We start from the raw sequence: 12103 nt of genomic DNA on the forward strand, positions 1-12103 counted from the left end.
GGCTACTGGCGGCCGTGCGGGGTGGGCAGCGTGGGGCTTACTTGCCGCCGCGCAGCTTGGCCAGCGTGGCGTAGACCTCTTTCACCGTCTCTGCGCCCACTTTTTCGCTGTGCTTTTCGACCACGGGTTTCACCTTGGCGCGCAGCTTGTCCAGCTCGGCAGGCGAGAACTCGGACACCTGCATGCCGGCCTTCTTGAGGTCTTCCAGCGCCACATTGGCCTGCACGCGCGACACACCGCGCTGGAAGGTGGTGGCTTCGGCCATGGCGTCGGTCAACGCTTTCTGGTCAGCAGGGTTCAGACTGTCCCAGAACTTCTTGCTCACGATCACGGCCTGGGGGTTGTACATGTGGCGCGTCACGGTCAGGTACTTCTGCACCTCCGCAAACTTGGACGACAGGATGGTGGAGAACGGGTTCTCCTGGCCGTCCACGGCCTTCTGCTCCATGGCCGTGTACAGCTCGGGGAAGGGCATGGGCACGGCATTGGCGCCCAGCGCGTTGAACATGTCGATGTAGATGGGCGACTGGATCACGCGGATCTTGAGGCCTGCAATGTCTTCAGCCTTGGTGATGGGGCGCTTGCTGTTGGTGAGGTTGCGAAAGCCCAGCTCCCAATAACCCAGGCCCACCAGGTTCTTGGCCTGCAGCTTGTCGAGCAGCTTCTTGCCGAAGGGGCCGTCCGTCACGGCGTCAGCCTCTTGGGGCGTAGCGAACAGGAAGGGGAAGTCGTAGATGCCGAATTCCTTGGCCTGGGCCGACAGAATGCCCGCGTTGAGCACCGTCATCTCCACCGTGCCACCTTGCAGCGCCGACACGGTCTGCAGGTCGCCGCCCAGCGTGCCGCCGGGGAAGAGCTTGACGGCAATGCGGCCGTTGGTCTTGGCCGCCACCAGGTCGGCAAACTTTTGCGCGCCCTGGGCCTGCGGGTGGTCCTTCTGGTTCTGGAAGGCGAACTTGATGGTGCGCTCCTGCGCGTGCGCAGCGGGCAGCAGCGATGCGGCGACGAGGGCCGTGGCGAGCAGGGTCTTGAGCAGCTTCATGGGATGGTCTCCTTGGTTTTTTGGCAGGCAGAAACGGTAGGCGCGGGAGGGAGGGTCAGCCCCCCAGCAGGCGCAAGGGCACGAGAACAATGGACGGGAACAGCACCAGCAGGAACATGACGATGAACTGCGCCACCATGAACGGCATGACGCCCCGGGTGACTTGCGACATGGAAATGCGGCCCACCCCGGCCACCACGTTGAGCACGGTGCCCACGGGCGGCGTGATGAGGCCAATGGCGTTGTTGATGATGAACAGCACGCCGAAGTACACCGGGTCAATGCCCGCGGCCTTCACCACCGGCATCAGCACGGGCGTGAGGATGAGGATGGTCGGCGTCATGTCCATCGCGGTGCCCACCACCATGACCAGCACCATGATGGCGATCAGCAGCAGCGTCTGGTTGCCCATGAAAGGCTCCAGCATGCCGATGACAGCGGACGGAAGATCGGCCACGGTGATGAGCCAGGCCGACACCATGGCTGCAGCGACCAGAAACATCACCACGGCGCTGGTGCGTGCGGAGGTCTGAAAGATCTCCACCAGCTGACGCAGGGTCAGCTCACGGTACACGACCATCGCGACAAACAACGAGTAGACGGCGGCCACCACAGCGGCCTCGGTGGGTGTGAACACCCCCATGCGCAGACCCACCAGGATGATGATGGGCAGGCCCAGGGCCCAGACGGCTTCGCGCAACGCCAGCAGCAGCTCGGCGCGCGTTGCGCGCTTCGGCGGCGCCACGTTCTCGCGCCGCACCAGCCACCACCACGTCACAGCCAGCGAGAGCCCCAGCAGCACACCGGGAACAATGCCCGCCAGGAACAGCTTGCTGATGGACACGTTGGCGGCTACGCCAAAGATCACAAAGCCGATCGAGGGCGGTATCACTGGCGCGATGATCCCGGCAGAGGCAATCAAGCCCGCCGAACGCTCCTTGTTGTGCCCCGCAGCCACCATCATGGGCAGCAGCAGCGACGCCAAGGCCGCCGCGTCCGCCACGGCCGAGCCCGACACTGCCGCCAGGATCACGGCCGCCATGATGGCCACGTAGCCCAGGCCACCGGGGACATGGCCTACCACGGTGAGCGCCAGCTTCACGATGCGCTTGGACAGCCCGCCCACATTCATGATCTCGCCCGCCAGCATGAAGAACGGCACGGCCAGCAGCGGGAAGCTGTCCGCGCCGTTGATCACGTTCTGTGCCAGGATCTGCGCGTCGAACAGGTCGAGATGCCACATCAGCGCCACACCGCAGATCAGCAGCGCGTAAGCGATGGGGACACCGATCGCCATGGCAAGCAGCAGGGAGCCCAGGAAGATGGTGACGGTCATGGTGCGCGTTCCAGTGCAAAAGAGGGATCAGTGGCGTGTGCCCGCCGAGGGAGGGGTGGCACTGGCGTCTTCCGTGCGGTGTTGCAGTGCCGCGAGTTCTTCACTTTCCTGCACCATGACCAGCTCATGCTCGCCCAGCGGCACAAAGAGCGTGCGCAGCAGATCGCGGACCAGAATGGCAATGGCTGATGCGCCCATGAGCACGCCGCTGGCATAGAAGATGCCTACGGACGCCCCGGTCACCGGCGCTTCGGTGTCGGCATTGATCAGCATCTGGGCCCAGCTGCCTTTGAGCAGCAGCCAGGAGACATACAGCATCGAGATCTGAGCGAGAACCAGGCAGATCTTCTTGCCCGCAGCGGGCAGGCGAGACACCAAGACATCGGTGCCCAGGTGCCCATGCTCTCGCAAAGCCACCACGGCCCCCATGAAGGTCAGCCACACAAACAGCCATCGCGACAGCTCTTCGGACACCGTGATGCCCGAGTTCACCGTGTAGCGCAGCACCACGTTGCCGAACACCAGCACCACCATGATTGCCAGACACAGACCGGAAAGCATGTCGAGTGCGCGTGTGTATCGCCCGAGCCAGCGGTCGGCCAGTGCAAGCATGGTGTCTCCAGTCGTTATCAGTTAGTGGATTTAATTTTGTACGAACTGGTTAGTATTTGATCTAGGTGCAAACCCTGCTCGCGAACAGCGATAGGGCAGTGCTGGGTGGCGCGGCGTGGGGCCGCGATGGATGGGTCAACCACGCCCGGCGAAGAGCGTCCTCCGGCTCATGGCCCTAAAGAACAGCGGGGTGCCAGGCGCGCAGCGCGCCGGGGGGATTCGATTCAGGGCCGCAGAAAGCGCACGATCATTTCAATGATCGATTCACGGCGTTGCGCCGTGGCGGCAGGCGTATCCAGCGAGCGCTTGAAGATCGCGCCAAAGGTGTGGCGGTTGGCCACGTTGAAAAAGCACAGCGCCGAAATCGACATGTGCAGATCGACAGGGTCCACATCCGGACGAAAAACCCCCGCTGCCACGCCACGCTGGTACACGTCGCGCACGGCATGGATGACTGGGATATTCAGTTCCTGGATCGTGGCGGATTGGGTGATGTACTCGCCCCGGTGCATGTTCTCGTTCATGACCAGGCGGATGAAGTCGGGATTGGCAAGCTGGTAGTCCACCGTGAAACCGACCAGGGTGCGCAGTGCCTGCTCGGGCGCCAGGTCTTCGAGGTGCAGCTCGGACTCAATGCGCCGGATGCGGCGGTAGGCGTCTTCCAGCACCGCCACATACAGACCTTCCTTGCTACCAAAGTAGTAGTAGATCATGCGCTTGCTGGTGCTGGTCAGTGCCGCGATCTCGTCGATGCGGGCTCCGGCCAGGCCCTTGTCGGCAAACTCTGCCGTGGCCACCTGCAGGATGTTGGCCATGGTGCGGTCTGGGTCGTTCACGCGCACCCGATCGGCGCCCGGCGTGGCAGCGGCCTCGCGCGCGGCGCGCTGGCGGGTCGCCCTGATACCAGCGGTGGGGGGTGGGTTTTGAACCATTTCGTTCATACGCCCGGGAGCATACGGCAAGCAGGGGACCGGACTGCACAAAGACCCGCTGCACTCTGCGGGAGGACGGACTCGCCGGAGCCTTTCAGCAGCCGAGCGACGGGGTCAGGCAGGCTTGGTGTCCGCGAAACTCGGGCGCTGCATCAGCTTGTCGAACAGCTTGCCCAGGTTGGGGTACTCGCTGCGCCAGGCGATCTCGGGAAAGCGGAACTCCAGCCAACCCAGGGCGCAACCCACGGCGATGTCCGACAGGCTCAGGTGGATGCCGCTGCAATAGGGCTTGTCGCCCAGACCCTGGCTCATGGACTTGAGGCCATCGTTCACCTTGAGCAGTTGGCGGTCGATCCAGGCCTGGCTGCGTTCGCTGTCCTTGCGGTGAACCCAGGTGGCTTCCAGGCGGGCCAGGATGCCGGCATCCATCACGCCGTCGGCCAGGGCCTCCCAGGTTTTGACTTCGGCGCGCTCGCGGCCCTGGGAAGGGATGAGCTTGCCCACGGGCGACAGGGTGTCAAGGTATTCGACGATGACACGCGAATCAAACACAGCCTCGCCGCCTTCCATCACCAGACAGGGCACCTTGCCCAGGGGGTTGGATGCGGAGATATGGGTGTCGTCTGCCCAGACGTTTTCTTGCACGAACTGGTAGTCGAGCTTTTTCTCAGCCATCACGATACGTACCTTGCGCACGTAGGGGCTGGCGGTGGCTCCGATCAATTTCATGGTGTGTCTTCCAGTGCGCGGGGAATGCTGAACAATTCGGGTTTGATTCTATCGACAGCGACCCGGCATGAGGCCGACTGATGCGCCGCCCCCACAAACCCCGCCGACCCGCCCCGCCTACAATCGTGCGCCATGAGCCTGTCCACCATCACCGCCCTGTCGCCGCTTGACGGCCGTTACGCCCCCAAACTTGCAGCCCTTCGCCCGATCATGAGCGAGCACGGCTACATGCACCGCCGCGTGCAAGTGGAAGTGGCGTGGTTCATTGCCTTGTCGGATGCAGGGTTTGCAGAGTTCAAGCCCCTCACCACCGGAGCGCGCGCTTACTTGCTGGGCCTGGTCAAGAACTTCTCCGAGGCAGATGCTGCAGCCATCAAGGAGATCGAGAAGACCACCAACCACGACGTGAAGGCGGTCGAATACTGGATCAAGAGCAAGTTCGAGGCACGCCCCGAGCTGGAAAAAGCCTCCGAGTTCGTGCACTTTGCCTGCACCAGCGAAGACATCAACAACACCAGCCACGCCCTGCAGCTGCGCTCGGGTCGCGATCAGGTGGTGCTGCCAGGGCTGGACCGCATCGTGCTCAAGCTGCGCGAAATGGCCCACGCCTTTGCCGAAGTGCCCATGCTCAGCCGCACCCACGGCCAGACGGCCAGCCCCACCACCGTGGGCAAGGAAATGGCCAATGTGGTGATGCGCCTGCAAACCGCCTGCGACCGCATCGCCAGCGTCAAGATCATGGGCAAGATGAACGGCGCCGTGGGCAACTACAACGCCCACCTGTCTGCCTGGCCCGACTTTGACTGGGAAGCCTTCAGCAAGAAGGTCATCGAGACCCCCGAGCCACTGGGCCTGGGACTGACCTTCCAGCCCTACAGCATCCAGATCGAGCCACACGACTACATGGCCGAGCTGTTCGATGCCGTGGCGCGCGCCAACACCATCCTCATCGATCTCTCGCGCGACATCTGGGGCTATGTGAGCCTGGGCTACTTCAAGCAGCGCCTCAAAGCTGGCGAGATCGGCTCCAGCACCATGCCGCACAAAGTCAACCCCATCGACTTCGAGAACGCCGAAGGCAACCTGGGCCTGGCCAACGCGCTGCTCAAGCACCTGTCCGAAAAGCTGCCCATCAGCCGCTGGCAGCGTGACCTGACCGACAGCACCGTGCTGCGCAACATGGGCGTGGCCCTGGGCTACGCCACGCTGGCCTATGCCTCGTTGCTCACGGGCCTGAACAAGCTCGAAATCAACGAAGAAGCCCTGGCCGAAGACCTGGACGCGTCCTGGGAAGTGCTGGCTGAACCCATCCAGACGGTGATGCGCCGCTTTGGAGTGCAGGGCGCCTACGAAAAGCTCAAGGAAGTGACCCGGGGCAAGACCGTGACGGCCGAAGCGCTGCACGGGTTGATCCATTCGCTGGAAATTCCTCAGGCCGAAAAGGACCGACTGCTGGCGATGACGCCCGGCAGTTATGTGGGCAAGGCGGCCGAGCTGGCGCGTCGCGTATAAAAATGATAGCTGCCTGCGCTGATAGCACGGGCTTTTTAAACCTCTAGAGCTGCCAAAGCAAGTAAATACTTGCGCTGGCAGCTCTTGTTTTTGATACACCCCATGGCCATCAAATCCACCATTTTCAAGGCGAACCTGCAAATCGCCGACATCGACCACGGCTACTACGCCGACCATGCGCTCACCCTGGCACGCCACCCCAGCGAAACCGACGAGCGCATGATGGTGCGGCTGGCGGCCCTGGCCATTCAGGCGCACCAGCTCAATGACCTGTGCAATGGCGACGCCACACTCGCGTTCGGCGCAGGGCTGTCGGACCCGGATGACCCAGATGCATCGCTGACGGACTTTACCGGCCGCAAACGCGTGTGGATCGAAGTAGGGCAGCCGGAAGACAAGCCGCTGACGAAAGCCTGCAGCAAGGCTGACTCGGTAATCGTGTACTGCTTCAACCACGCGGCCGAGATCTGGTGGAAGGGCATTGAAACCAAGCTTTCGCGGCTGGACAAGCTGCAGGTCTGGCGCATTCCGACCGAGGCGTCGCAAGCGCTGGCGCAGCTGGCCGAGCGCAGCATGCAGCTGCAGGCCACAGTGCAGGAAGGATCCATCACCCTCAGCAGCACACAAGGCAGCGTGCATGTGGAGCCTGTACGCTGGAAGTGAGGGCGTTTTTGGGCAAAGTTCCTGGTAGCGCTAGAGGAATATGCCTTACTAGCTATCAAACATATAGCAAACCACCCAATACCGTCAGTCGCGCGGCATGAACGCTCCGCAATTCCAGCACTGTTCAAAACCGCCTTCTACCCACTCGCCACAGAGACAGGCCCAGTGGCGCTGCGGCAGGTTGTGTAACTCTTGCAGCAAGGCTTGTGCACGCGCAGCGTGCTCTTCGTGGTCCAGCCAGATCTCGGGCAGGCACTGATCGGGTGGCAGGTGTCCGGCGGCAGCGCCCAGGTACTGGCGCTGCACAGAGGCCGTCATGCCCGCTTCGCACAGCAGATCCGCCCACAGGGTGGCGATGGCGATGTTCGGAGCTTGGGTCAGGCGCAGCATGGCGCCACCTTAGCGGTTTGCCGGGCGTGCGTACAGCCCATCGCCCATCAACCTACCCCGCCGTTGGCGCCCCTGGCGCGGTCACGCCCTCTGCCGCGCGCTCGGCGTATCGGTTGAAACGCCAGGCCGAGTGCTCCAGCGTGATACGGCGCCACACCTCCCGCTTTTCCGCCGGAGTGAACGAGGGCCAGAATTGAACCTCGTCGAAAGTGCGCCCGCAGCCCTTGCACAGGTCGTCGCCTTGGCTGGTGGAGCAAATGGCGATGCAAGGTGTGTCGGGCGTCGTGTCGTACCAGGCCTGCCATGCCGCCATGGCTGCGGAAGGCAGGCTGTCCTCGTCGATCTCTGTGGTGTGCCCGTAGACCATCAGCGCATAGACCTCCACCAGGGCCCGGACCTCAGGCGCTAGACCCAACCCATCGGGTGATGCGGGCGCACGGTGCCGCCAGTGATTGATGGCAGCTTCGATGTCGGTGATGTGGATGGCAGCCATGAAAGGGGGGCAAGGGACGCGCAAGCGCAGGGGCACAAGAGGGGCTGGATGATAGCGGCCCGCCACAAGGGATGCTGGCAGTGGTGGTATCCGCCGTATTTCCCCGGGCGAGGCAGCACGCCCAGCCCCGCCCCGCCCCGGCGTGTACGCAGTAACCACAACACCCCGGCCCTTGCGCTGCCTCGCCGGTAATGTTCCAATCGCGGTCTCGAAGGGGAGTAGCTCCCGCCTTGCCAGCCAGCCCACCGCCATCCGGGTTTGAGCGGCACAAGGCATCGGATTTGTCGTCAATACGAAGCTTTGCTTCCGGCAATCCGGGTTCACGCACAACCAGCTTGTGTAGAACTGAGCAAGACCTTTGATGGGCCCTCCGTGGGCTGATCAAGGCCGCCCCTTCGCTTGCCATGTCTCCCCTGTCTGGGGCAAGCCTTCCTTGACCAGGTCACCGTAAGCCCCTATCCCTGCGGGGGACTCGGCGCTACAGTGGCGCCAGGATCCTCGTTTCGCGCCACTGACATTGAGGAATTTATGGACTTTTTGGCTTCGCCCGAATTCTGGCTCGCACTCGGCCAGATCATCATCATCGACATCCTGCTGGGTGGTGACAACGCCGTGGTCATTGCCCTGGCCTGCCGCAAACTGCCCCCCGCACAGCGCACCAAGGGCATCATCTGGGGCACCGCAGGCGCCATCGTGCTGCGCGTGATCCTGATCGCCTTTGCGATGACCTTGCTGGCGCTGCCCTTCCTCAAGTTCGTGGGTGCGCTGCTTCTGGTGTGGATCGGTGTGAAGCTGCTGGCTCCCGATGAAGAGGGCCATGGCGACGTGCAAGGCAGCGACAAGCTACTGGCTGCCATCAAGACCATCATCGTGGCCGACCTGGTCATGAGCGTGGACAACGTGATCGCCATTGCCGGCGCGGCCCAGAACGCGGGCGACCATTCGTTCCTGCTGGTGGTGCTGGGTCTGCTGATCTCTATCCCGATCATTGTCTGGGGGAGTCAGCTGGTCATCAAGCTCATGGAGCGGTTTCCCCTCATCATCACGCTGGGTGGCATGCTGCTGGGCTGGATTGCCGGCGGCATGCTGGTCACCGACCCAGCCCTCGCCAACCCTGACAAGTGGCAGTGGATGCTCAAGATGCCCGTCGATAGCGTGAGCGGCGAAGTCACCGATGTCGTGAAGTACGGGGCCAGTGTGGCCGGTGCGCTGCTGGTTTTGCTGGCTGGGAAGATCATCCTGGCTCGCCGTGCCAGTGCCGGCTCGGCACCGGCCGGGCACTGACCGCTTCACGCGGATTGCATTGCATCTGAGGCGGCGCAGGGGGCCATACCGCTCCCCTGTGGCCAGCCTCACACCTGGAGGTGGGTATGGACAGAGTCATCGTGTATGTGGACGACGCAGCGTACGCACAACAAGTGCTGGCACCCCTGTGTGGGCGCCCAGCCAGCGCACACACCCATTGGGTGCTGGTAGCGTGTGCGCCACGCATGACCCACCGTGTCAGCAAATGGGTGAGCCACAGCACCCGCGAGAACTGGCGTACCAAGTGGGCGGACAAGCTGTTCGCACAAATTGTTCCGACACTGCATACCCCCTCGGGGGCTGTAACCACCGTGGTGGCCAAGGGCCCGTTGGCCGAGCTCACGGCTCAGCTTCAGGCAGATGCCGGCGGCATGGTGACAGCACCCGTGGTGGACGCGCGTCGGCCCAAGTCCGAGCCTGTGCAGCCCGCTGGCCGCGTGGACGGGCGCTGGTCGTCACTGTCGGGCACGCTAGGCAGCGTGCTCACCGGCTTTGGTGTGCTGTGGGTGCTGGCGCTCGAATAGGCCGGTAGGTGTGTGGGCCGGCAAGCCACATCCAGCGATTGCAGTACAGCAGGCCAGTGCTATTCTCCGGCCATGCGACTTCTTTTGAAATGGCTGCTCAGCGCTGCATCGCTGCTGTTTGTGGCTTACATCTACAGCGGTGTGGAGGTGAAAAGCTTCACCTCGGCGCTGATCGCGGCCTTCGTGATCGGCCTGTTCAATGTGGTTCTGCGACCGGTGCTGGTCGTACTCACGTTACCCGTCACCATCGTTACGGTCGGGCTGTTTCTTTTCGTCATCAACGCACTCATGTTCTGGGCAGCGGCCAGCGTGCTGGACGGCTTCCACGTCGCCGGTTTTGGGGCTGCGCTGCTGGGCTCGCTGATCTACTCAGTGCTGGGCCTGGTCATCGAATCAGCGCTCGGCGGCCTGTTCGCGAAGAAGTGACTCCATCGCACGCAGGCGCGTGTCGATGATGGAGGCCTCAATATGGTCCACCGCCGCACCGCCTCGGCGAGCCATATCCTGGCCGGCCTTGAACCGGTCTACAGCGGCGGCATAGTCATAGCGCGCAGCCTGCGCTTCTGCCTCCGCACGAATCGCCCTGAGCGCCTGGCCTTGAGCTTGCCAGGTGGACGCCAGTAGTTGCCACACAGTCGCATCCTTGGGGTGGGTTGCCACCCAGGTTTGCAAGGCTTGCGTGGCGTCCGCAGGTCGGTTGGCGCGCAGCAGGGCTTGGGTAAGCAGCAAAAGTTCTGGCCTGCGTGCGTTGTTGCCATCTGGAATGGACGGCAGGGCCGCAGATGCATCGCCAGCTGCCAATTCGATCTCTGCCACCAACAGGCGTGCGAGGCGATGCGCAGCGGCGTCCTGCCGCACCAAATCGTCCAGTTGGCGCGCGATCAGACGCGCATTTGCCGCATCACGCAACTGGCTGCTTGCCAACGCCGCCGCATACAGCGCGCCGGCCCGTCGCGGCAGTGGCTGCGACTGAAACCCAGAGCCCTTGGGCTCCGCGATCCACTGGCGCAAGGTATCCACTCCGGGGTTAGACAGCACACGCGCCCGCGCAGCCACCATGGCATGTTCGCTGGAAGCCTGCATTGCGGCGCCCGGTGCAGACGCTGCACCCGGAGGGATGCGCGACTGCATGTCTGCCATACGCTCCGTGGTCAGCGGGTGGCTGCGCAAATAAGGCCAGGACCCATTGTCATTGAGTCGATTGGCTTGCTGCAGCTTTTCAAACATGCTCACAAACCCTTGGGGCGCAAAACCTGCGGGGGCCATCAGCCCGTAGCCAATGCGGTCCGCCTCACGCTCCATGTCCCGCGAGAAATTGAGCTGATTCTGAATGGCCAAGGCTTGGCCTCCCACGACCAGGGCCTGCGTGGCGCCCGGGTTCTTGCTGGCGGCAAGTGCACCCAGCACCATGGCCCCCAGCAGCAAGGGCGTCTGCTTGCTCTGCTGCGTGATCAGTCGCGAGATGTGACGCTGGGTCACATGGCTCAGCTCGTGCGCCAGTACCGAGGCCAGTTCATCGCGCGTGGCTACCACACCGATGAGCCCCAGATGCACCCCCAGGTACCCACCCGGCAAAGCGAAAGCATTCACCGTGCGATCGCGTCCCAGCAGGATTTCCCAGGCAAAGCGTTCGTCAAGCTCGGCACTGAGTTCACCGCGTGACTTGGCTGCGTACAGGAGAGGCTGCCAGATCCCCTGTACATAATCGACCACGACGGGGTCATCGATGTAGTCCGGGTCGCGGTATAACTCGCGGATGATGCGATCACCAAGGCGACGCTCGGCGCTAGTGGTGAGGTCGCTGGTGTCGCCGAGCGTGGGTAGCCCGTTCTGGGCGAGAGCTGAAGCTGAAGTCACCGCGACAGCAAATAGAACTACCGCTCGGCTCCCATACAAGAAGCAAACTTTGATTGCAAGCTCTAGCAACTGGGGTCCCCTGGGCTTAAATTTCATCTGGTGCCGACGTGACAGGTACGGCCGTATGATGCGACGGCTTAGAAATTGTTTCGCATTCGCATGCGTCAATCGCGGCTCTGCCCCCTACACAATGACATTCAAGACCTTGGATACTGCTCACATTTCTGGCCTCACCCATTTCGATGCCAAAGGCCAAGCTCATATGGTTGACGTGGGCGCAAAAACAGCAACCCATCGCATCGCAGTAGCTACCGGCCGCATCGAGATGCGGCCAGAGACCTTGGCACTGATTGAATCGGGAACCGCTAAAAAAGGCGATGTGCTAGGCATCGCTCGCGTCGCGGGCATCATGGCAGCCAAAAAAACGAGCGAGCTCATTCCCCTCTGCCACCCATTGGCGCTAACGCGGGTCTCCATCGAATTTGACACCGCATGCGCTCACCAAACCGGCGCAACAGGTGTTTTTTGTTCAGCTACCGTTGCAACAGTGGGCCCTACCGGTGTCGAAATGGAGGCCCTCACAGCCGTCCAAATTGCACTACTTACTATCTACGACATGTGCAAGGCGGTGGACCGGAGAATGTCCATTCACGATGTGTCTGTCGTTGAGAAGCACGGAGGGAACTCAGGGAGTTTTGTAAAGTAAGC

The 12103-nt window shown here is 62.6% G+C and carries 14 protein-coding genes; 6 read left to right on the forward strand and 8 right to left on the reverse strand.

Translation table 11 applies throughout. The features are described from left to right. Positions 1–37: 37 nt before the first annotated feature. From N4G42_RS23475 to N4G42_RS23495, 5 genes are all read right to left on the reverse strand, one after another. Complete coding sequence (locus N4G42_RS23475; RefSeq protein WP_099731779.1) at positions 38–1042, reverse strand: TRAP transporter substrate-binding protein; 1005 nt, start codon at positions 1040–1042, stop codon at positions 38–40. Between the two features lie 55 nt (positions 1043–1097). After that, on the reverse strand, positions 1098–2378 hold the full coding sequence (locus tag N4G42_RS23480) for a TRAP transporter large permease (RefSeq protein ID WP_260668909.1): 1281 nt from the start codon (positions 2376–2378) through the stop codon (positions 1098–1100). 27 nt (positions 2379–2405) lie between these two features. After that, positions 2406–2990 (reverse strand): TRAP transporter small permease, encoded by a 585-nt coding sequence (locus tag N4G42_RS23485; RefSeq protein ID WP_260668910.1) that lies wholly within the window; start codon positions 2988–2990, stop codon positions 2406–2408. A gap of 224 nt (positions 2991–3214) precedes the next feature. Then, a complete protein-coding gene (locus tag N4G42_RS23490) occupies positions 3215–3931 on the reverse strand; it encodes a TetR/AcrR family transcriptional regulator (protein ID WP_260668911.1) in 717 nt (238 codons plus the stop codon). A 105-nt stretch (positions 3932–4036) separates the two neighbouring features. Further along, positions 4037–4651: a glutathione S-transferase N-terminal domain-containing protein gene (locus tag N4G42_RS23495; RefSeq protein WP_260668912.1), complete on the reverse strand. Its 615-nt coding sequence runs from the start codon at positions 4649–4651 to the stop codon at positions 4037–4039. Positions 4652–4783: 132 nt separating this feature from the next. Here N4G42_RS23495 and purB point away from each other — a divergent pair, with 132 nt between their 5' ends. Both purB and N4G42_RS23505 read left to right on the forward strand, forming a co-directional pair. Then, a complete protein-coding gene (purB, locus tag N4G42_RS23500; RefSeq protein WP_260668913.1) occupies positions 4784–6163 on the forward strand; it encodes an adenylosuccinate lyase in 1380 nt (459 codons plus the stop codon). Positions 6164–6265: 102 nt separating this feature from the next. Continuing rightward, positions 6266–6826, forward strand: a complete 561-nt coding sequence (locus N4G42_RS23505; RefSeq protein WP_056057564.1) for a YaeQ family protein — start codon at positions 6266–6268, stop codon at positions 6824–6826. Positions 6827–6910: 84 nt separating this feature from the next. Here N4G42_RS23505 and N4G42_RS23510 read toward each other — a convergent pair whose 3' ends face one another. Beyond that, complete coding sequence (locus N4G42_RS23510) at positions 6911–7216, reverse strand: putative signal transducing protein (RefSeq protein WP_121941350.1); 306 nt, start codon at positions 7214–7216, stop codon at positions 6911–6913. A 52-nt stretch (positions 7217–7268) separates the two neighbouring features. After that, complete coding sequence (locus N4G42_RS23515; RefSeq protein WP_260668914.1) at positions 7269–7709, reverse strand: DUF3717 domain-containing protein; 441 nt, start codon at positions 7707–7709, stop codon at positions 7269–7271. A 528-nt stretch (positions 7710–8237) separates the two neighbouring features. Here N4G42_RS23515 and N4G42_RS23520 point away from each other — a divergent pair. The 3 genes from N4G42_RS23520 to N4G42_RS23530 all read left to right on the forward strand — a co-directional run bounded on the left by N4G42_RS23520 (position 8238) and on the right by N4G42_RS23530 (position 9964). Next, the gene (locus tag N4G42_RS23520; protein ID WP_056056589.1) at positions 8238–8993 is read left to right on the forward strand and encodes a TerC family protein; all 756 of its coding nucleotides are present in this window, start codon (positions 8238–8240) and stop codon (positions 8991–8993) included. An 86-nt stretch (positions 8994–9079) separates the two neighbouring features. After that, positions 9080–9538 carry a hypothetical protein gene (locus N4G42_RS23525; RefSeq protein WP_056742835.1) on the forward strand — a complete coding sequence of 153 codons (459 nt, stop codon included), beginning with the start codon at positions 9080–9082 and terminating at the stop codon, positions 9536–9538. A 72-nt stretch (positions 9539–9610) separates the two neighbouring features. Next, the gene (locus N4G42_RS23530; RefSeq protein WP_056056593.1) at positions 9611–9964 is read left to right on the forward strand and encodes a phage holin family protein; all 354 of its coding nucleotides are present in this window, start codon (positions 9611–9613) and stop codon (positions 9962–9964) included. Here N4G42_RS23530 and N4G42_RS23535 read toward each other — a convergent pair. After that, the gene (locus N4G42_RS23535; protein WP_409557859.1) at positions 9932–11491 is read right to left on the reverse strand and encodes a M48 family metalloprotease; all 1560 of its coding nucleotides are present in this window, start codon (positions 11489–11491) and stop codon (positions 9932–9934) included. The genes N4G42_RS23530 and N4G42_RS23535 overlap by 33 nt on opposite strands. A 124-nt stretch (positions 11492–11615) precedes the next feature. Here N4G42_RS23535 and moaC point away from each other — a divergent pair, with 124 nt between their 5' ends. After that, entirely contained in the window at positions 11616–12101 is a 486-nt protein-coding gene (moaC, locus tag N4G42_RS23540) for a cyclic pyranopterin monophosphate synthase MoaC (RefSeq protein ID WP_260668944.1), read from the forward strand. Positions 12102–12103 lie beyond the last annotated feature (2 nt).

The sequence above is a fragment of the Acidovorax sp. K2F genome, from assembly GCF_025246485.1.
GTDB classification, from domain to species: Bacteria; Pseudomonadota; Gammaproteobacteria; order Burkholderiales; family Burkholderiaceae_C; genus Acidovorax; species Acidovorax delafieldii.